Source organism: Halobacillus sp. A5 (assembly GCF_024189315.1).
Taxonomy (GTDB): domain Bacteria; phylum Bacillota; class Bacilli; order Bacillales; family Halobacillaceae; genus Halobacillus_A.
Map to the genome: position 1 here is coordinate 926,431 of NZ_JAIZEO010000001.1, position 19,445 is coordinate 945,875.

The 19,445-nt window shown below is 40.5% G+C and carries 20 protein-coding genes; 6 read left to right on the plus strand and 14 right to left on the minus strand.

The features are described 5' to 3' along the window. Window positions 1–155: 155 nt before the first annotated feature. The 4 genes from LF822_RS04850 to LF822_RS04865 all read right to left on the minus strand — a co-directional run bounded on the left by LF822_RS04850 (window position 156) and on the right by LF822_RS04865 (window position 5,690). Complete coding sequence (locus tag LF822_RS04850; RefSeq protein ID WP_253922815.1) at window positions 156–1,988, minus strand: ABC transporter ATP-binding protein; 1,833 nt, start codon at window positions 1,986–1,988, stop codon at window positions 156–158. Window positions 1,989–2,004: 16 nt separating this feature from the next. Next, window positions 2,005–3,762 carry an ABC transporter ATP-binding protein gene (locus LF822_RS04855; protein ID WP_253922816.1) on the minus strand — a complete coding sequence of 586 codons (1,758 nt, stop codon included), beginning with the start codon at window positions 3,760–3,762 and terminating at the stop codon, window positions 2,005–2,007. A gap of 853 nt (window positions 3,763–4,615) precedes the next feature. Beyond that, a complete protein-coding gene (locus LF822_RS04860; protein WP_253922817.1) occupies window positions 4,616–5,068 on the minus strand; it encodes a TlpA family protein disulfide reductase in 453 nt (150 codons plus the stop codon). Window positions 5,069–5,147: 79 nt separating this feature from the next. Beyond that, a complete protein-coding gene (locus LF822_RS04865; protein WP_253922818.1) occupies window positions 5,148–5,690 on the minus strand; it encodes a peroxiredoxin in 543 nt (180 codons plus the stop codon). A gap of 304 nt (window positions 5,691–5,994) precedes the next feature. Here LF822_RS04865 and LF822_RS04870 point away from each other — a divergent pair, with 304 nt between their 5' ends. Continuing rightward, the gene (locus LF822_RS04870) at window positions 5,995–6,837 is read left to right on the plus strand and encodes a mechanosensitive ion channel family protein (RefSeq protein ID WP_253922819.1); all 843 of its coding nucleotides are present in this window, start codon (window positions 5,995–5,997) and stop codon (window positions 6,835–6,837) included. A gap of 98 nt (window positions 6,838–6,935) precedes the next feature. Here the strand turns inward: LF822_RS04870 and LF822_RS04875 are convergent, their stop codons facing one another. The 5 genes from LF822_RS04875 to cbpB form a co-directional block, all read right to left on the minus strand. Beyond that, window positions 6,936–8,216 (minus strand): hemolysin family protein, encoded by a 1,281-nt coding sequence (locus LF822_RS04875; protein ID WP_253922820.1) that lies wholly within the window; start codon window positions 8,214–8,216, stop codon window positions 6,936–6,938. Between the two features lie 95 nt (window positions 8,217–8,311). Next, a complete protein-coding gene (locus tag LF822_RS04880) occupies window positions 8,312–9,427 on the minus strand; it encodes an N-acetyldiaminopimelate deacetylase (protein ID WP_253922821.1) in 1,116 nt (371 codons plus the stop codon). A 53-nt stretch (window positions 9,428–9,480) separates the two neighbouring features. Next, window positions 9,481–10,200 (minus strand): 2,3,4,5-tetrahydropyridine-2,6-dicarboxylate N-acetyltransferase, encoded by a 720-nt coding sequence (dapD, locus tag LF822_RS04885; protein WP_253922822.1) that lies wholly within the window; start codon window positions 10,198–10,200, stop codon window positions 9,481–9,483. Between the two features lie 76 nt (window positions 10,201–10,276). Further along, window positions 10,277–11,704: an MDR family MFS transporter gene (locus tag LF822_RS04890; protein ID WP_253923468.1), complete on the minus strand. Its 1,428-nt coding sequence runs from the start codon at window positions 11,702–11,704 to the stop codon at window positions 10,277–10,279. 119 nt (window positions 11,705–11,823) lie between these two features. Further along, window positions 11,824–12,273, minus strand: a complete 450-nt coding sequence (gene cbpB, locus LF822_RS04895) for a cyclic-di-AMP-binding protein CbpB (RefSeq protein ID WP_253922823.1) — start codon at window positions 12,271–12,273, stop codon at window positions 11,824–11,826. A gap of 284 nt (window positions 12,274–12,557) precedes the next feature. On the opposite strand from cbpB, the gene trhA reads away from it, so the two are divergent. Further along, complete coding sequence (gene trhA, locus LF822_RS04900; protein ID WP_253922824.1) at window positions 12,558–13,193, plus strand: PAQR family membrane homeostasis protein TrhA; 636 nt, start codon at window positions 12,558–12,560, stop codon at window positions 13,191–13,193. Window positions 13,194–13,549: 356 nt separating this feature from the next. Here trhA and fadH read toward each other — a convergent pair whose 3' ends face one another. After that, entirely contained in the window at window positions 13,550–14,326 is a 777-nt protein-coding gene (gene fadH, locus LF822_RS04905; protein WP_253922825.1) for a 2,4-dienoyl-CoA reductase, read from the minus strand. A 143-nt stretch (window positions 14,327–14,469) separates the two neighbouring features. Between fadH and LF822_RS04910 the strand changes: the two genes are divergently transcribed. The 4 genes from LF822_RS04910 (at window position 14,470) to LF822_RS04925 (ending at window position 16,869) form a co-directional block, all read left to right on the plus strand. Next, complete coding sequence (locus LF822_RS04910) at window positions 14,470–15,324, plus strand: metallophosphoesterase (RefSeq protein ID WP_371925828.1); 855 nt, start codon at window positions 14,470–14,472, stop codon at window positions 15,322–15,324. 34 nt (window positions 15,325–15,358) lie between these two features. After that, window positions 15,359–15,925, plus strand: a complete 567-nt coding sequence (locus tag LF822_RS04915) for an SCO family protein (RefSeq protein WP_253922826.1) — start codon at window positions 15,359–15,361, stop codon at window positions 15,923–15,925. A gap of 62 nt (window positions 15,926–15,987) precedes the next feature. After that, window positions 15,988–16,452 (plus strand): YkyB family protein, encoded by a 465-nt coding sequence (locus LF822_RS04920; RefSeq protein WP_253922827.1) that lies wholly within the window; start codon window positions 15,988–15,990, stop codon window positions 16,450–16,452. Between the two features lie 210 nt (window positions 16,453–16,662). Next, window positions 16,663–16,869, plus strand: coding sequence for a hypothetical protein (locus LF822_RS04925; RefSeq protein WP_253922828.1), 207 nt, complete (start codon window positions 16,663–16,665; stop codon window positions 16,867–16,869). Between the two features lie 36 nt (window positions 16,870–16,905). On the opposite strand, the gene LF822_RS04930 is transcribed toward LF822_RS04925, so the two are convergent. The 4 genes from LF822_RS04930 to LF822_RS04945 form a co-directional block, all read right to left on the minus strand. Further along, window positions 16,906–17,811 (minus strand): chemotaxis protein, encoded by a 906-nt coding sequence (locus tag LF822_RS04930; protein WP_253922829.1) that lies wholly within the window; start codon window positions 17,809–17,811, stop codon window positions 16,906–16,908. 153 nt (window positions 17,812–17,964) lie between these two features. Then, entirely contained in the window at window positions 17,965–18,174 is a 210-nt protein-coding gene (locus LF822_RS04935; protein WP_371925829.1) for a PLDc N-terminal domain-containing protein, read from the minus strand. 42 nt (window positions 18,175–18,216) lie between these two features. Then, window positions 18,217–18,606, minus strand: coding sequence for a hypothetical protein (locus LF822_RS04940; RefSeq protein WP_253922831.1), 390 nt, complete (start codon window positions 18,604–18,606; stop codon window positions 18,217–18,219). 127 nt (window positions 18,607–18,733) lie between these two features. After that, window positions 18,734–19,435, minus strand: a complete 702-nt coding sequence (locus tag LF822_RS04945) for a DNA alkylation repair protein (protein WP_253922832.1) — start codon at window positions 19,433–19,435, stop codon at window positions 18,734–18,736. Window positions 19,436–19,445: the final 10 nt, after the last annotated feature.

Consider the following 19,445-nt stretch of genomic DNA (forward strand, 5'->3'; position numbering starts at 1 on the left):
TGACTATTTTGTGACAAACTTCACAAAGTCGTATTACCATTCTAGAGTACAAAATTCTAACTCAATTTGTCCACTATTTTGTCTGATAGTGAACCATACCACCAAATGAATAAAAAAATGCTTTCATAACAAAAGTAGTTATGAAAGCATTTTAATTAAATTGCGTCCAGCATTTGAAACTGCGCTTTAACCAAATCAAAATATTCACCTTTTTGTTCCATTAGTTCTTCATGAGAACCATTTTCTAAAATCTTCCCGTTTTCTAATACATAGATGATATCAGCTTCACGAATGGTTGATAATCGGTGCGCAATGATAATTGCCGTGCGTCCTTTTAATAACCGGCGTAAAGCAGATTGGATTTTCATTTCTGTTTCCGTATCAATGCTTGCTGTAGCTTCATCTAAAATCAATATTCTTGGGTCCGCCAGCAAGGCACGGGCAAAGGATAAAAGCTGCCTCTCACCGGCTGATAAAATACTGCCCCGCTCCTCTACCTCTGTACCGTAACCATCACTCAGGCGCTGTATAAACTCATCAGCACCTACGACTTTAGCTGAGTCTATTACTTCTTCATCACTTGCTGTCGGCCTGCCGAATCGAATGTTTTCCATGATGGTGCCGGAGAATATAAAAGTATCCTGAAGAACAACACTGATCTGCTGTCTTACACTATCAATCGTAGCATCCTTTAAGTCAACGCCGTCAATCTTTACAGCTCCCTTAGTCGGATCGTAAAAACGACTGATCAAATTGGCTATCGTAGATTTACCGGAGCCTGTGTGTCCAACTAAAGCAACCGTCTCCCCCTGCTTCATTTCAAGATTAATGTCATGCAGGGCAATCCTTTTCTCATCATAAGCAAACTGCACATCGTCAAATTCAATATGTCCTTTCATCTCTTTCAGCTCAACCGCATTCTCACGCTCTTCTACGTTAGGTCGTTCATCTAAAAACTCGAAAATACGTTCCGAAGAAGCCATAGCCATCAACAGCTGATTATACATTTGACCAAGTCTGGAAATCGGTTCCCAGAACATGCCAAGGTAAAACGCAAACGATACGAATGTACCGATCGGAAGTCCATCGTTTAAAATTAGAAATGCTCCGTAGGCTACTAAGATAATAGTACCCACGGCATTACTCATTTCCACAAATGGACGGAACATGGCACTTTTCCGTGTAGCCACATTCCACGATTCAAAGTTATCAGTGTTTACTCCATCAAAGTACTCTGAATTTTCCCTTTCCTGTGAGAAGGATTGAGTAATCCGCACCCCTTGAAGACTTTCATTTAAATGGGAATTCAGCCGTGACTGTTGAATCCTGACCTGCTGCCAGGAACGCCTTATATTCCTTCTGAGCTTTGTAGAGATGTAGAACATAATCGGCATAATCACAAGTATTGCTATGGCAAGTTTAGGACTTAAAGTAAACAGGATGACTATAATCCCTGTCAGCATGACTACGTCCATCAACAAGTTAATAATTCCATTTGTAAATAGCTCCTGCAGGGAGTTGATATCATTCATTATCCTTACAAGAATGGAGCCCGCAGAACGAGTGTCAAAGAATTTATGAGACAATCTCTGTACATGAGAGAACAGATGCTGCCGCAGGTCATAAATGACATTCTGCCCCAGAATGTTTACATATTTAATCCGAAGCATATTGGCAATGTAACTCACTAAATATATGATGGCTACGCCGATAACGAGCTGAATGAGTAAGTTCGTATCCCCCTCAGCAATCGCTATGTCAATAGCAACTTTACCTATCAATATCGGTACGACCAGCCTTACAATTGTTGCTACGAGCATTGCTATAATAGACACTGGCAGCAAGGTTCTCCAATAAGGCTTTACGTACCTCAGCAACCGCATAAGCTGGCTCCAGTTAAAAGGCTTTTCAATCGCTTGATCCTGAGTATATTTAAAACGGTTTAAGTGCTTCGTTGTTTCTGGTACATGCTTTGGCTTTCGGGCCATACTGTATCCCCCCTTTTCATGAAATATTTGTAGAGTTTAGAATCTTTTCTTTATCTTGATACTGAATATCATAAATTCTTTGATAAGGACCGCCATTAACTAACAGATTGTCATGAAGACCCCGCTCTACTATGTGACCGTCTTCTAAAACAAGAATTTCATCCGCATGCTTTAATGAAGAAATACGGTGAGCGATAATAAATGTAGTTCGTCCCTTCATCACTTCTTTTAAAGCCTTTTGAATTTGAAATTCTGTTTCCATATCTACTGCTGAAGTAGCATCGTCTAAAACAAGTATTGCAGGATCAATTAAAATTGCACGTGCAATAGCAATCCGCTGCTTCTGCCCTCCTGAAAGCCCCATTCCTCTTTCACCAAGCAATGTATCGTAACCTTCAGGCATTTGCATTATGAAATCATGGGCCTGGGCTCTCTTCGCCGCGGCTGTCACGTCTTCAATCGTAGCATCAGGATTTCCGTAAGCGATATTTTCTTTAATGGTCGTAGAAAAAAGAAACGATTCCTGAAGGACGAAGCCTATATTTTTTCTTAATGATTTCAATCCATAATCCGCTGCCGGACGCCCGTCAATTAAAACGTTTCCCAGCTCAGGCTCATAAAAACGAGTAATCAATTGAGTAATACTTGTTTTACCTGACCCTGTGGCACCAATTAATCCAATTGTCGTTCCTGGCGGGGCGTCAAAGTTGATATCCTTTAAAGCAGAGTCATCATCTTTCGTATAAGTTAGTGTTACGCGGTCGAATGTCACATGACCCTTTAAACGATCCTGTATGACTGCATTTTCTTTTTCTTTTATATCCTCATCCGCTTCGAGAATTTCAAGCAGTCTTTCCCCTGAAGCCTTGGACTGGGAAAAAAGGTTGATTACAAACCCCAGGTTCATAAGAGGTCCAAGAATGTACCACACCAGACTGAAGAACGCCACGAGTTCTCCAAGCCGCAGGGAGTCATTTACTACGAGATAACCTCCAAATGCAAGGAGTGCTATCACACATACATTCCCTATAAACTCCATTAGAGGAAAGTAGCGTGCCCAAATATTCGAAGTGGTAATATAGTTCGTGCGATAATGCTCACTTCGATCGAGGAAACGTCCTACTTCAAAATCTTCTCTTGATAATGATTTTACCGTATTCATTCCACTTATATTTTCCTGAACCCTTGTGTTCAGCTTGCCAAATGATTTTCTAATTTTACGAAAAGCCGGATGCACACGGCGGTCAAACTGATAAACAACAAATGCTAAAAAAGGCATAGCCGCCATCGTTACTAATGCAAGGGGAACAGAATAATAAAACATAACGCTTAAGCTTATGACAATCAACAGAACGATGCGTACAAGTTCGGAGAATCCCATAGCTAAAAAGAACCGGAATCCTTCCACGTCAGCAGTCAGCCTTGACATAATGTCGCCTGTTTTCGCATTGTCATAGTATTTAAAAGGAAGACGCTGAAGCTTCTTATACAGTTCATCCCGTAATACATATACAGATTTAATACCGAAGTATTCGCCTAAATATTGATGGTAATATGTAGCGAATCCTTTAAAAATCATGAGCACAATAAAAGCAATACAAATATAAGGAATTAGATGATAGCGTTCTTCGGCTACTACATCATCAATTGTAATTTGAAGAACAACAGGGTAGATTACAGTAATTCCTGTTACGAATAACAATGAGAACAATGACCAGAAGAAAAAAGACTTAAACGGCCAATAATACGGTTTTAATTTTTTAAAAATATCCACTTTATTTCCCTCCTTTTTCATTAACGTATTTACTAATATATCGAGTATCGAAATAAATTTCCACCTATTTTACGAAATTTTTTAAAATTTAGGAAAAAAACGTATGCGCTATCATTAAGCATATAAAAAAACAGGCTAAATTATGAGCCTGTCTTTTCAGAGTGTTAAAAAACTAGGATGGATATAGACATAGCTCTCCCGAATCCTCCAATAAGTATTTGAAGAAAAGGAACTGGAAAAAGAGTCGCTTTCCAACAGGCAGGCCGGCAAGTCTTCTCGTTCTTTGACCCGCGGGACTCTCCTGTCTGCCCCGCAGGAGTCGACACTTTTTCCGTTCCTTTTAATCAAAGAAGACTTTCGAACCATCGAAGTATAAGCCTTGTGGAAGAGTTAATTTTTGACACTTGATCGAGTACTATTTTATCGAAAAAGGGTTTTAGGAAACGTCGAGACTCCTATTGGAGAGGCGAATAAGGGGTGACTCCGCAGGACTGAATAAGTCCGAGGAGGCACACCATTCGCCCATGGAAAGGGAGTCGTTTCCTAAAACCCTTTCCTCTGAATCATGCAGGGAATGTTTACACTTGATAACAGAGGAATCAATCAGAAAAGACAGGCTCAATTATAAGGAGAGTTTTTTTTCAGTGAAGGGCGGTCAATTACCAGGAGACTCCTGCGGAAAAACGGGCGATCCGAGACCCCGCAGTGGGGTTTTCACGAGGAGGCTCGGGCGTTCGTCCGCGGAAAGCGAGTGGTATTTGTTCGCACGGGCGCACAAAAAAAGCTTGTAGTAAAACACAGGGGTTTCTCTACAAGCTGACAGGCTCAATTATGAGCCTGGCTTTATTACGATTTATTTTTGATTTACGCCTAATACACGGTTCACACGTTTGCGAAGCATTTTCATGCCCCCGCCGCCAGCCTGGAAGTGGCGGAGATTACCTTCTTCATCAAATACATAATAAGCTGGCACATACTGATTTTCAAAGGCATCGGTAAGCTTGTGTTCGTTATCCACATAGATAGGCTGAGAAATACCGTGTTCATCAGCTACTTCTTTAATTTGATCGAGATCAAGATCTTTTTCTGATCGCGGCATATGAACGGCGATAACATTAAGATCTTCACTATATTCATCACGGAACTCATTCACGTTGGGCATTGCTTCTTTACAAAGCCCGCAGCTCACTGACCAGAAGTGAATAAGAGTTGGTTTGCCGCCGACTAAATCGTCTTTACTCAATGGTTCACTATTGTACCATTTTGTCGCTTCAGGCAGCTCTGGCATTGGTGTTCTTAGTTTCATTCTGTGTTCCTCCTTTAACTCTTTACGTTCTATGGAAAAAAAGGTCTAACACTAAGGTTAGACCCGTTTAAAAATTCAATTAAAGTGTTTCCTGACCTGGCTTCCAGTTTGCCGGGCAAAGTCCGCCGGTTTGAAGTGCCTGAAGCACACGAAGAGTTTCGTCTACGTCACGGCCGATGTTGTTGTGGTTTACCACTTGATACTGCAGTTCACCTTCAGGACTGATGATGAATAGTCCGCGAAGTGCTACACCTTCATCTTCTACTAGTACACCATAGTCTTTAGCCACTTGGTGGTTCGTATCAGCAGCCAATGAATACTCAAGATCACCTAAACCGTTATCTTCACGGCTTGTATTAATCCAGGCTAAGTGAGTGTGGATCGTATCAGTAGAAACCCCGATCACTTCTGCATCAAGATCTTCAAATTCATCAAAGCGGTCAGAAAGTGAAGTAATTTCAGTTGGACATACGAAAGTGAAATCCATAGGGTAAAAGAATAGAACTGTCCATTTATCATTTTTCATATTTTCTTCTAGAGATACTTTTCCAAACTCTTTGTTTGGAAGTACTGCGTCCATTTCAAAGCGTGGTGCTTGTTTTGCTACCATACGTTCTGCCATAAAAGAATCCCTCCATATGTTATTAAGCATGATTCAACATTAATCTGCAATCACAAGAATCAGTATAACGAGACATTAGATTGGAGTCAATGTTTAATAAAAATTAATTTAATCTAGATTGTAGTTTATTACTAATTAATATGGGCAACACTGTAATCCATTAAACATGAATGCATGAATATTGTAAAATGTTTTGCTTTGCTAATACGACATCTCTTGACATTAAACTGCAAAATATTGAAAATACATCTATAGTTCCGCTATGATGTGAATGAGACTTTATTTGTCGGAAAGGAGTTTATTTATGAATTTATTCAAAGATGGGTTTGAAATTAATTCGACCAGAGTCGCAGAGCTGTTGATACCTGTGGGGCTGGAAATACTCATTATTCTCATTGCCTTTGCAATTATCGGGCCGCTCGGTAAGAAAGCGATCAGTTTGGCTATTCAACGAATGGGCAAACAACGCAAATTACCCGAAGGACGCACCAAAACATTGGAGAAGCTCACTGTAAACATATTTTCATATGTCCTCATTTTTCTCTTTATTGTCATGCTGCTGGGGGCTGTTAACATAGAGATTGGTCCGCTGCTTGCCGGGGCAGGAATCGTTGGTCTTGCCATTGGTTTTGGAGCACAGGGGCTAGTCTCTGATATCGTTACTGGTTTCTTTATTCTCTTAGAGCGCCAGGTCGAAGTAGACGATTATGTGACGGCAGGCGGCTATGAAGGAATTGTTGAAGAAGTTGGTATTAGAACGACAAAATTAAGAAGCTTTGACGGTACGCTAAACTTCATACCTAACCGAAACATTATGGGAGTAAGCAACCACTCTCGAGGCAACATGAGAGCACTCGTAGATATCGGTATTTCCTATGACGAAAATATTGATCAAGCTCTTCAAGTACTGAAAAAGGTAGCGGATGAGTTTGCCGAAGATCCACGGTTTAAAGAAGGCCCTGACGTATTAGGCGTGCAAAGTCTCGGGGATTCAGATATCGTTCTAAGAATTCTCGGCAAAACAGAAAACATGGAACAGTGGGGTGTAGAGCGGGATCTACGAAAAGCAATGAAAGAAGCGCTGGATGAAGCAGGTATTGAAATTCCGTTTCCTCATCAAGTATATGTAGATAAAAAAGAAGACTGATCTTATAAGAAAATGCTTTAGAATCATTAAGACTTCCAGCAATTTCTTAACGTGATTAATGCAAGCAGCCCTGTTCAGTTATAGGAACAGGGCTGCTATTAAATCCATGCTTCTATTTTTCTTATCGTGCTTTTGTCCATATCGACAATTTTAAAATGTATTCCGCTGCCTTCAACGAGGGTACCTTCTTTTGCATCAATATCATGAGTATAGATCCAGCCGGATATCGTATCTACTTCATAATGATCAAGTTCAATATTAAAATAGTCATTGATGTCCTGGATAGAGGTTTTCCCGTCAATGAGAAAATGACCATTTTTTAAGGTTTTAATTTCCCGTTCTTCTTCATGATCAAATTCATCCCGGATCTCCCCAACGATCTCCTCGATAATATCTTCTATCGTAACTAACCCTGACGTTCCTCCATACTCGTCAATTAAGATTGCTAAGTGAGTATGATCTTTCTGCATTCGGACGAGCAGCTCTTGAATCGCAATGTTTTCAAAAACTTTTAAAACGGGTTTAATGTATGGCTTAAGTACCCCGGTCTTCTCAATATCGTCATAGAAGAACTCTTTCATGTGAATAATTCCAAGAATTCGATCTTTATCGTCATCGATTACAGGGTATCTCGTGTACCGATTTTGCTTCATAATTCTAATGTTATTTCTCATTGAGTCATTTGTATCAAGAGCGACCATTTCTGTTCTTGGCACCATGATCTCCTTTGCCATACGGTTATCAAACTCAAAGATACGGTTCACATACCTATATTCATTTCGGTTAATTTCGCCTTCTTTGAAGCTCTCATTTAGAATATACTTCAGTTCTTCCTCAGAATGAACTTCACCTGATTCCCGAGCTGTAGCAAGCCCGAATAACCTGACAAGAGCATTAGCCGACCCGTTCAGTACGAAAATAAATGGATACATGATTTTGTGAAAGAAAATCAATGGACGGGCCAACAGTAATGTGAGCGGTTCTGCTTTTTGGATTGCTACAGTTTTTGGCGCAAGTTCTCCAAGCACGACATGTAAAAAAGTAATAATTGAGAAAGCTAAAGCAAAAGTTATCGTATGACTCAGCGCGTCCGGGAGCCCTGATTCGCCCACTACGGGCTGGAGGATATGCTCTAAAGTGGGTTCGCCAAGCCACCCTAAACCAAGAGCAGTTATTGTGATTCCTAATTGACAAGCTGATAAATAATCGTCCAGATTATCTACCAGCTTTAAGGCAATCCTTGATTTCTTATCTCCGGCGTCCGCTTTTGACTCAAGCTTGCTCCGCCTGACTTTCACGATCGCGAACTCACTAGCCACGAAAAAAGCTGTAAGAATAATTAATAATGCCACGGCCAGCAGATTTATAGTTGATTGCATCTCGTCACTTCCCACACTTCCTAACTGCCGATGAATCTGGCTAAAGGAACAATTTGAATTTATTATGGGAAGAACGAATACATCATATACAAATATTAAAGTTCATTAAGGCTTTTAATGACCAGGGAAGCTCCAACATTTAATGCTTCCTCATCGGGAGAAAGCTTAGCATTATGCAGTCCTGCTTTAGAATCTACACCCAGCCAGAACATAAACCCTGGAATTTCCTTAAGCATATAACCAAAATCTTCCCCCGTCATAGCAGGAGAGGCTTCTACGTAGGTGACTTCCAGCTCTTTAGATATTTCTTCAAACTGATGGACGAGCTTTTCTGAGTTCGTAACTTGATAGTAGTTCGAGCCGTAATCTTTGGAGACTGTACAGTCATTAGCAATCTCTATACCCCGTGTAAGCTTCTCAATTTCTATTTTGACTTTCTCCATTGCAGCAGGAGACATCGTTCGTATCGTGCCTTCTAAACGCGCACTCTCGGAAATGATGTTCTGCACAGTTCCTCCTGTAATTTTGCCTATGGTAATTACGGCACTGTCAAGAGGGTCGACTCTTCTGGCGACAATCTGCTGAAGCTGAGTCACAAGCGAGCTTCCTGCCACCACCATATCTTTCGTGTGATGAGGATAAGCTGCATGCCCTCCCTTCCCTAATAAATCAATAAATAATTCACTTGTATTTGCAAAGAGCAGTCCGCCGCGTGACGAAACAGTTCCCACTGGAAGCTCAGGAGCGATGTGAAGAGCAAAAATAATGTCAGGCTTCCACCTCTTCATTGTCTCAGACGCAAGCATAGGCTCGGCGCCACCTGGTCCTTCTTCAGCGGGCTGGAAGATAAATACTAAGTTATTATCTGCTGGATCATTTGCCAGCGATTCCAGCGCCGTCAATGCGATGGTCATATGGAAGTCATGTCCGCACGCGTGCATTCTTCCTTCATGAGTGGATTTAAAATCATAGCCTGTCTCTTCAGTGAGAGGAAGCCCATCAATATCTGCACGGTAGCCTACTGTTTTTACAGGATTTTTTCCCGCGACTTTTACGAAGATACCTGTGCGCCAGGATTCAACTTCTAAATGTTCAGAAGGGAGAGATTCTATGAATTCAAGTAAATATTTTTGTGTTTTTACCTCCTGAAACCCTAACTCTGGAATTTGGTGAAGATCCCTTCTTATTTGCATCATCTTATGTTTATCCATCATTACCCTCCAGTTAAAAGAGAGACCTTGCATTACAGCAAGGTCTCTGACAATTAATTATCCAGTTTTCTAAGCTCTTGCTTAATTTCTGTTTTTGATTTCGTTTGATCGTCAATTTCTTTAATTACACGTGCCGGCGTACCAGCAACAACTGTATTCGCAGGTACATCCTCGGTAACAATTGCTCCGGCAGCAACTACAGAGCCTTCTCCGACCGTTACCCCTTCAAGAATGACTGCATTTGCTCCCACAACTACTCCGTCTTCTACAACTACAGGCTTAGCAGAAGGAGGCTCGATCACCCCGGCCAGTACAGCTCCAGCACCGATGTGACAGTTCTTCCCTACAGTAGCTCGTCCTCCAAGAACGACGTTCATATCTATCATTGTACCTTCACCGATAACCGAACCTATGTTAATAGAAGCACCCAGCATAATGACAGCTCCATCGCCGATCTCTACTTGATCACGAATGATAGCTCCAGGTTCAATACGAGCATTTACCTTTTTCAAATCAAGTAATGGAATCGCTGAGTTTCTACGGTCATTTTCTAATACATAATCTTCAATTTGGTTATTGTATTTTTCAAGTAAAGGCTCGATTACCTTCCATTCTCCGAAAATAACCCCGGAATCTCCAGTAATGAAGTCTTGAACGTCATCTCCGAATTCTACGGATGATAATTCTTTCCCTTTTACATAAACCTTTACTGGTGTTGATTTTTCACTATTTGAAATGAATGAGATAATCTCATTTGCATCCATTTGTTTCATATGCAGCCTCCTCGTTTCATTAGGTTTCATTCTTTACTTTATCAAAGCGGATAATGTGTGACAAGAATTTTTCTACTCAGCCTTTCTTGGGTAACCGTAATATGAGTATAAAACTTATAATAGACAGGAATAACAGACATAAATAAACCAGCTGCAGCCCGTCAGTGAGTCCTTCTTTAAAGACTTGTAATGCCTCGCCGCTTAAATTTGACCGGGCCTCTCTATTTAGCAGAAGATTAGCGGAATCAACCGTAAACTCCTGCTCCAGCCCGCTTTCCTCTAAAGAGTCGTGTATACGATTGTTTAAAATACCACCCAATACAGCTGCGCCCACAGCGCTTCCCAGCGTGCGCATAAACATATTAGATGCCGTCGCAATGCCTCTTGACCGCCACTCTACTGAATTTTGAATAGAGACAATAAATGAAGTAGTGGACAGCCCCATACCTATCCCTATAAATAAAGAAGCAGAGGCAGCAAAAAACGGGCCTTTTTCAGGTGTTAACAGCGAGAATAACCCTGCACCAACGATTAAAGCCGTTCCGCCTAAAATAGACGTAAGACGAAATCCTATTCGCAAAAGCAGCCTGCCTGCTATTGCAGCGGCAATCGGCCAGCCTATCGACATCGTGGTTAACGTAAATCCAGCTACAGTAGCGGACTGCTCCATTACTCCTTGTACAAATGCAGGGAGATAGCTGGATACACCAATCAAAATCATACCTGTTGCAAAGGACGTTAAGTTAGCGTAGCGGATGGAATGATTTTCCCACAAGTGGAGCGGCAGCATGGGATTCTCAGATACGCGTTCCGAGTTAATAAATAAGAATAAGCTTATTCCTCCCGCTGCAATTAATATCATCATCTCAAACGAAATCCATTGTATCCCAAGACCTCCTTCGACCAAAATTAAAACAACTAAGCTTACAAGCACCATAATGTATAACGAGCTCTTAAACTCAACGCGGCGGGCTGGTCTCCGTTGAATGTCTTCCTTAAAAAAGATCATAACTCCAGCTAAAGCAAGCAGGCCAAGAGGTATATTGAGCCAAAAAACATACGGCCAGCTTAATGTATCTACAAAAAAACCACCAAGTAAGGGGCCGGTCACAGCGGAAATCCCCCATACACTGGATAAATATCCTTGAATTTTTGCCCGCTCCTCTTTCGAATACATATCCCCAACGATTGTAGTCGCAATAGGCATCAGTGCCCCTGCCCCTAAACCCTGGACAAATCTTGCCACAATAAGTACTCCCATTGCTTCGGCTAGAGCTGCGAAAATTGATCCGGCTAAAAATAATAAGATCCCCAGCATAAAAATAGGTTTCCGCCCGTATGTATCCGATAATTTCCCAAAAAGTAAAACAGTAGAGGCATTAGTCAATAAATAGGCTGAGAAAACCCAGCTGTACAGGCTGAACCCTCCCAGATCAGCTACGATACTCGGCATCGCTGTTGACACTATAGTCGCTTCAATCGCTGCCAGAAACATCGCCAGCATAATTGAAGCAAGCACAAACCCTTTTCTCACCTGAGTCCCTCCCCTGCTGCTTCTTAAGACAAAAGAAAGGACGCCCCAAACGGGCGCCTTTTTCTTATGCATTTTCGTTTTCGTTTCCGTTATGCTCTCTTCAATGTCTCATGATAATATTTGCTGAATTGTTTGAGTATTGTTCTTCTAGTAATAATGCCGTCAAATTCCCCATCTTGATTTGTTACACAAGTAAATGGATGATCAATAAGCTTGTGAAGGGCATCGATCATAGACTGCTCCTTATTTAAACAAGGAACGTTTTTGTTCATAACCTGTTCTACCGTAAGATCGTTTAATTTATCTAATTCAAACTGTTCAATTCCTAATGTTTCTTCCAATATCATTGATTTGCTTACGACACCCTGAAATTTATTATCTGCGTCGAGTACGGGAATAGCCGAGTACCCTGTCTTGAGTAAAACAAGCAGCGCGTGATCTAGTGGATTATTTACTTGAACGTGCGCAACTTTTTCTGAGGAAATCATTAATTCTTCGACTATCGGAAAATTCACTTCATTACTTTGTACACTTATCATCTTTACACGAACACTCCCTTGATCTCTCACACTGAAGGAGCAAATGAAACGAGTATTAAATTACACATACCTATCCTAACACATTATTCCCTTTAAAACGAATCTGCCTTCCTTTTTTTTCTTGTCACTATGGGATAATTCACCTTTAAATACCCTCCATTCATAGAGGAGTAAACCCACCTATTTTGAACTATTCTTTATTAACTCAATTAATAGGCTTATAATTAAAGAGAACATAATTAATCATGTGGCTACCACATGATCGGTGAGGAATGATTTTCTAAATGATGACCCATACGTTCTCTAGAAAAGAAGAACTGGCTAATGCTGTCTCTCATGGTATCGGTGTGGTATTAAGCGCAGCTATGCTTATTCTCCTAGTTGTATATGCCAGCTTACAAGGTACCGCCTGGCACATTGTATCAGTAAGTATATACGGTGGAACAATGCTCTTATTATATGTTTCATCTACTCTTGTACACAGCTTCCCTCCCGGTAAAGCTAAAGATCTTTTTGAAATCTTTGACCATTCAGCTATCTATTTATTTATTGCTGGAACCTATACTCCAATGCTGCTTATTCCTCTGAGAGGAAGCTTAGGGTGGACGCTGTTTGCGATCGTATGGGGGATGGCTATATTAGGCGTGATTTTTAAGGTTTTCTTCGTCAAACGGTTTGTGGTCCTTTCCACTGTTTTCTACGTATTAATGGGATGGCTGATCATTCTGGCGTGGGGGCCTCTGACTGCGGAAGTTCCCGCAGCAGGTATCACTTATCTTGTAGTCGGAGGAGTATTATATTCAATCGGATCTATCTTCTATGTATGGCGGAGTTTCACCTATCATCATATGGTGTGGCACTTATTCGTCCTTGGAGGTTCTATTTTCCACTTCTTCACCATCTTCTTCTATATTATCTAAGAGAAGTTAATGATTAATAATCAAAGTTATTCTAAGTTTCACATTAAATTAATACCTCCGTTTGGTGAAAGCCTGAAATCGAGGCAATGGTCTTTTTGAGTATAGAAGGGCTGGGAAAACAGTCCGCCTTCCTCGGGCAGCCGTCGAGCGTGCAGGAGCACCCCTGTTTTCCCTTCCTGCTTAAGACTGGTTATTCGAAATTTATAATTCCCTAAAAAAAAGAAGCTGTAACCTGCAGCTTCTTTAAGATCTTAGTTTTAAATGTTTACAAGTGTACGATTTACCAGGTAAATATCATAAACCAGCAGTTTTTTTTAAAAGAAAGAGTTGGGGACAGCGAGTATTTAACCCTATTCCTAAAATGGAAATTTGTTTAACCACTGGCCTCCATCTAATGTTACAACTTCTCCATTCATATAGGATGCTTCTTTAGAGAGCATAAATCGTGCCAATCCTGCTATTTCTTCAGGAGTTCCTAAGCGCCCTAATGGAACAGATTTCAATGTTCGCTTTGCCGCCTCCTCAGATTCAAACAGTTTGTCCGCACCTCCTGTCCGTTCAATCGGTCCTGGAGCTATCGCATTAGCCCGAATGCCATATTGACTTCCCCACTCTACTGCTAAAGTTCTCGTCATTGCAAGCACCCCTGCTTTAGCTGACGCCGAATGAATCACCCCGGCACCCGCATTCCATGCATATGTAGCAACCATATTTAAGATAGAACCTTTTATGCCTTTTTCAATCCAGTACTTGCCCACTGCCTGACTACAGTAAAAAGTCCCGTTAAGCACTATATTTATCACTGAATTCCATCCATTAGTGGACAGCTTTTCTGCTGGTGCAATAAAATTACCGGCTGCGTTGTTAACTAAATGATCAATACGGCCGTACGTTTCTACAGTCTGCTTCACCATTCTTTCCACATCTTCCATGTTTCGAACATCCATTTCTATAAGCAGTATACGTTCTTCACGTTCTTCACCTTCTTCTGCTATCTGCTCTCTAGCCTGTTGAAGTCTCTCGACATCCCTGCCTGTAATAGCTATTTTGGCACCTTCTTCAAAAAAGCGCTTTGCCATGTACAGTCCCATGCCACTTGAACCACCCGTTATAATAATAACTTGATCTTTCATTTCAACATCCCTCCATCTATAATACATTCCATATAAAAAACTGAATTCCTGTTCATTTTTTAAAAATTTGAAAGAATTTTGTTATATTTCATCCTTAGTAAAAGTGGTATAATGGCGAAAGTATAGAATGGGGGACTAGTTGAATGATGACTCGAAGAAGCTTTATTAAAAAAATGCTATACAGTGCTTTAGGCTTTCTCGGGCTATCTGGCGGAGGATATTATTATGCAAGATATATTGAACCTGATATGCTGACCAGACAAACTCATACTTGGGTCCACCCGAAAATTCCTGAAGCATTTAACCAAATAAAAGTTGTACAATTTTCCGATATTCACTTAGGTTTCCATTATTCGATGAACCAGTTCAGAAACCTCATACGAAAAATTAAAGAAGAAAACGCCGACTTGATTCTCTTTACCGGAGATTTAGTTGATGAGCCGCAAAGGTATAATTTCACTTCTGAAATACCTGCACTCCTTGAAGAACTCGAAGCTCCCTTAGGCAAGTATTGGATTTATGGGAACCATGACCACGGTGGCTACGGGACTGATAAACTTGAAAGCGTCATGTCTAATGGAGGATTCAAGCTGCTGAAAAACGAGGTTACTGAAATAAATAGAGATGGAGATTCCATATTACTGGCCGGGCTGGATGATATTATGCTGGGCTCTCCCAACGTTGGAGGCACATTAAATCAATTAAACGAAGATACTTTTTCGATATTACTCGTGCATGAACCGGATATTGCTGACCGGGTAAAAGATTACCCCGTAGATGTACAGCTTTCAGGTCATAGTCATGGCGGTCAGGTTCGAATTCCACTGCTCGGAGCTCTCATTACCCCGCCCTATGCAGAAAAATATGTGGACGGCAAACACTTGATTAGTGATCAACTCACTCTTTATATCAGCCGGGGTGTCGGAACAACACGTATGCCGTACCGCTTTCTATGTAAGCCGGAGTATTCCGTCTATACTCTGGATTCAGAAAGTTAATCTGTGTACTATTTTTATCTAAGGATGGGAATTTATGAAACATTTGCTATGGATGATACTGGTAATAATAATGCTAACCTCGTGCGGCTCCCCTATAGATGAAACGATGTCAAGGGATGTAGAGAGCTTTGAGGGGACCAACCAGCACGGAGAGGAAATATCATTCCCCAAACAATATGAGGGAGAATATTGGGTAGCCAACCTCATATTCACCCGATGTGACACTGTGTGCCCTCCGATGACTAGTAATATGTCAAGACTTCAGCAGCAATTGAGTGAAAGCAATATAGATGCTCCACTAGTCTCATTTTCAGTGGATCCTGAATATGATACAGAAAAGAAGCTAGAAGAATTTGCTGCTCAATATAATGCTGACTTAGATACCTGGGATTTCATGACAGGCTATAGCTTTCAAGACATTAAGGAGCTATCAATTAAATCTTTTCAATCTCCCTTAAAACAACTTGATAATTCAGATCAAATGACCCATGGGACTAACTTTTTCCTCATTAATCCGGACGGAAAAGTTATAAAAAGTTACGACGGCACGAAAGCCGATAATATGAATGACATTTTGGAAGATTTAAAGAAAGTTCAGTAATTTTTTGCAATAATTTACATCTTTAGATACTATGAAAGATAACTGAAGAAAGGAGGGCATATATGCAATCAGATCTTTCCAATCAAGAATTAGCGGAATCCCTATTCATTATTAACCGCCACGCAAAAACAGCTCCACAGCCAAAGCATTTATATGAAATAAAGAAGCAGGCCATCGCTAAACTGCTTAAGGAAAATAAAGCTAGAAAAGTAGGCCTTCATTTTTCTGAGCATCCCAAATACAGTAAACAACATTCCACCCTTCTTATTGAAGTGGGAGGCTATTACTTTCACATCCCTGCAGAGAAGAAAGATTTTGATCAGCTTAGACATCTGGGTTCTGTAGATCAGTCGTACCGTAACCCTAAACCTAAGCTGTCGTTATCCAAAGCAAAACGTATTTTGTATGATTACTTAGGATGGAAACCCGATCAAGCGAAACCTGCATCAACTTCCTATCAATCCCCCCCATCTTTTCTTGGCAGACAGAATATTACCCCCTGGAACCAGCGTCATAAGCGTAAGTAGGCAGTCCGTTTATCCGGACTGCTTTTCTAATTGTTGAGAAACCATCGTTTTCTATTTTATGAAGTAAGGATCTCCCTTTCTATGCCATGGAGGAAGCAGCGTTACCATACAACTTCTTCGACAGCTGGCAGACCCGTTCATAAAGACTGTTCTTAAATATGTTTCATTCGATATAGAAACAGGTAAGTAAGTTTATAGGAGGGTGATAAGATGACAATGAACGCAATGGACGATTTCCTTTTTCATTTGAAACGATACATGGAGTATACTACTGAAATGAGATCTTCCTATGAGCACTTAACCGAAGCCGAAAAGAAAATGATCCTCGAGGCTCACCCGGACGGAAACAGCCCTGAATTAATCTCAAAGCAAGTATATCAGTGGCATGATACGTTATTTAAACGAATGGAAAAATAAAAATAAGGGAAAATCCGGTCTATACCGGATTTTCCCTTATTTTATATAATGATCAATGGTTTGAATTAGATTGACGATTTCAGGTTTAGAAATTTGTGCATCCGCTCCTACTTTTTCTCCCTTATGCTTTAAGTCCTCTGTAATAAGAGAAGAAAAAATCACCACAGGAAGATTCTTTAACTGATCATGCTCCTTTATGAGCTTCGTAAAATGATGACCGTCCATACGCGGCATTTCAATATCAGTAATGATAAGCTGGTATTCTTCAAGAGCCTCTTTACCCTGTTCAATCAAACTAACTAAGTGTTCATAGGCTTCTTTCCCATCTTCAAAGGCCGTCGTATTGACGTAACCCGCTTCTTCCAATGTTTCTCTAAGCAGACCTCTCAGCAATGCCGAATCTTCAGAAATAAGGATGTGCTTGTTTGACCGTTCTCTTTCCCCCAGAACTTTAATTTGCTCTGTGTGTACACTCGTTTCAGGATTAATATCAGCTACTACTTTTTCAAAATCTAATAATAGCAGCATTTCATCATCCTTCTTAACTACGCCAGTGATTTGAGTTTCTAAACCTTGATACATTTTCCCTGGCTTTTCAATAGACTCCCAGGATATTCGATGAATCTGAGTCACTGTATGTACATGGAATACAATCTTCGTCTGGTTAAATTCTGCCAATATAAATTTATCCTGATTTGGATTGGATGATGGCTCAAAACCCAGGGCATGTGCGACATCTACAACCGGCACCACACTGCCGCGGATATCTATGATTCCCTCTACTGATGGATGGGAATGAGGGATTTTAGTTACGGGGGAAGGGTTAAGAATCTCTTTAACTTTAATCACGTTAATCCCAAACCGGTTCTCCCCCACACTAAACTCTACAATCTCCAGCTCGTTTGTGCCGCTTTCTAACAGGATTCCTTGATCATTCATCATATGTATATTTCTTCCTCTCTTTATCACTTCTCCCATTGACAATATCATAAATTCCATGTTCGTAGTACCTAAGAACGACAAATCAACAAATAAATAGGCCATAATTCACAGATAATAATGCCAATAAAGACGATCTGAAACCTTCAGACCGCCTTAGTCATTTCGAATAATCAAATATACAATTAAACCTGCAACGGGAAAAAACAGCGTGCCGATAAGCACTACTAAAGTAAAAGTCTGGCTGTTTCCTTTTCGTTTGGAATCTCGATAAGCCCACACGCTCGTCACCACATTGAAGATAAAAAGGGCTAAACCAAATAAAATAAACAGCATGAAAAAGATACCAAAATCCAATATATACACCTCCTCTAAAGGATACGAGGAGATATTTTAAAAGTTTCACGTTTACGCTGCTTTTTTCGATTTTCTTTTTAAAAGTTTTGCTACTTTACTTACACTTCTAATTAGTACTAACACCAGACCATATGTGCTGATCGCTAATAAGCTGATCGACCAGAAATACTCCGGCAGGCTTACAGCAGGACTTCGATATGCAGAACGATCGATAACTTGTAAAATAAGAAAGGAAATAAGTATACAATTTACATAGCTGAGCAGCGTAAGCCAATTTTTAACGGTTATCCACTCAATTAAAGCCTTAACCATCCACATCATTCCAGCAATAAGTATAAAAACCATCCCAAATAATAAGTGCCATGCCTCTAAACCAAAAATTTGCAGCAAGTCTTCATTAAACCAGCCGTAGACTCCATCTATTACTGAGAAATCGAACATAGCTACCGCTCCCTTACATACGCTTTTCAACATTTTAGACGGGCTGGCAGCATTTTATACTAATTCATTTACACACAGCACTATGGGATGAACTCAAAATTAGCAGCGTGCATGGCATTATGAAATATTAAAGATTCACATCTAAACCTTTTGATTTTATCCATTTCAACCCCTCGCGCCTGCTTAATGGACGAAGTGGATGTTTACGGATAAATGCAGCAGCAGAAGCAGGATTCGTTTTGCTGTATTCTCTTAAAGCCCAGCCAATTGCTTTCTCTATAAAGAATTCTTTTTCGTGACGAAGCGTAAGAATAGTATCATACAAAAGCCCTTCGTCTGTTTCCTCTTTCATTTTCAACTGAAAAAGCAAGCTGGCTCTTCTTACCCATAAGTCATAAGACTGTGCCCATTTTTTTGTGATCGTCGGCAGCTGATCACTATGTACTTGAAAGTATCTTCCGCATAAATTGGAGCTTATCATGTCCACGGTGTCCCACCAGGAATGGGTCGTAATAAGATTCTTATACAAACCGATCGAGGAAAGAGGAATTGGTTCTTTATAATGACTTAAAATAGTCAGAGCAGCGTAGTGGCATTCCCTTTCCTTTTCACTATAAAGTAATTCCACGATTTGAAGCGTTTCTATATAACTAAGCTGGTTGAATTTCTTCAGCACACACTGGAGGAGCCTTTTACGTTCGGGTGTCTTTATTCCATAAAAAGAAAATTGGTTCTTCATGTATTTCTCCATGGGCTGACGCTGCACTTCACTTCGATTCTCTTGAAGGGCTGTAACAATTTCCTTATATAATTTGTCTGCTGTTTCCATTGCTTCTTTT

Coding starts and splice junctions, on each gene's coding strand:
- LF822_RS04910 (WP_371925828.1), top strand. CDS start 14,470: ATGATGACTCGAAGAAGCTTTATTAAAAAAATGCTATACAGTGCTTTA.
- LF822_RS04920 (WP_253922827.1), top strand. CDS start 15,988: ATGCAATCAGATCTTTCCAATCAAGAATTAGCGGAATCCCTATTCATT.
- LF822_RS04925 (WP_253922828.1), top strand. CDS start 16,663: ATGACAATGAACGCAATGGACGATTTCCTTTTTCATTTGAAACGATAC.
- LF822_RS04930 (WP_253922829.1), bottom strand. CDS start 17,811: ATGATGAATGATCAAGGAATCCTGTTAGAAAGCGGCACAAACGAGCTG.
- LF822_RS04890 (WP_253923468.1), bottom strand. CDS start 11,704: ATGCTGGCGATGTTTCTGGCAGCGATTGAAGCGACTATAGTGTCAACA.
- LF822_RS04945 (WP_253922832.1), bottom strand. CDS start 19,435: ATGGAAACAGCAGACAAATTATATAAGGAAATTGTTACAGCCCTTCAA.
- LF822_RS04850 (WP_253922815.1), bottom strand. CDS start 1,988: ATGGCCCGAAAGCCAAAGCATGTACCAGAAACAACGAAGCACTTAAAC.
- LF822_RS04865 (WP_253922818.1), bottom strand. CDS start 5,690: ATGGCAGAACGTATGGTAGCAAAACAAGCACCACGCTTTGAAATGGAC.
- LF822_RS04915 (WP_253922826.1), top strand. CDS start 15,359: ATGAAACATTTGCTATGGATGATACTGGTAATAATAATGCTAACCTCG.
- LF822_RS04870 (WP_253922819.1), top strand. CDS start 5,995: ATGAATTTATTCAAAGATGGGTTTGAAATTAATTCGACCAGAGTCGCA.
- cbpB (WP_253922823.1), bottom strand. CDS start 12,273: ATGATAAGTGTACAAAGTAATGAAGTGAATTTTCCGATAGTCGAAGAA.
- LF822_RS04860 (WP_253922817.1), bottom strand. CDS start 5,068: ATGAAACTAAGAACACCAATGCCAGAGCTGCCTGAAGCGACAAAATGG.
- trhA (WP_253922824.1), top strand. CDS start 12,558: ATGATGACCCATACGTTCTCTAGAAAAGAAGAACTGGCTAATGCTGTC.
- dapD (WP_253922822.1), bottom strand. CDS start 10,200: ATGAAACAAATGGATGCAAATGAGATTATCTCATTCATTTCAAATAGT.
- LF822_RS04940 (WP_253922831.1), bottom strand. CDS start 18,606: ATGTTCGATTTCTCAGTAATAGATGGAGTCTACGGCTGGTTTAATGAA.
- fadH (WP_253922825.1), bottom strand. CDS start 14,326: ATGAAAGATCAAGTTATTATTATAACGGGTGGTTCAAGTGGCATGGGA.
- LF822_RS04880 (WP_253922821.1), bottom strand. CDS start 9,427: ATGGATAAACATAAGATGATGCAAATAAGAAGGGATCTTCACCAAATT.
- LF822_RS04875 (WP_253922820.1), bottom strand. CDS start 8,216: ATGCAATCAACTATAAATCTGCTGGCCGTGGCATTATTAATTATTCTT.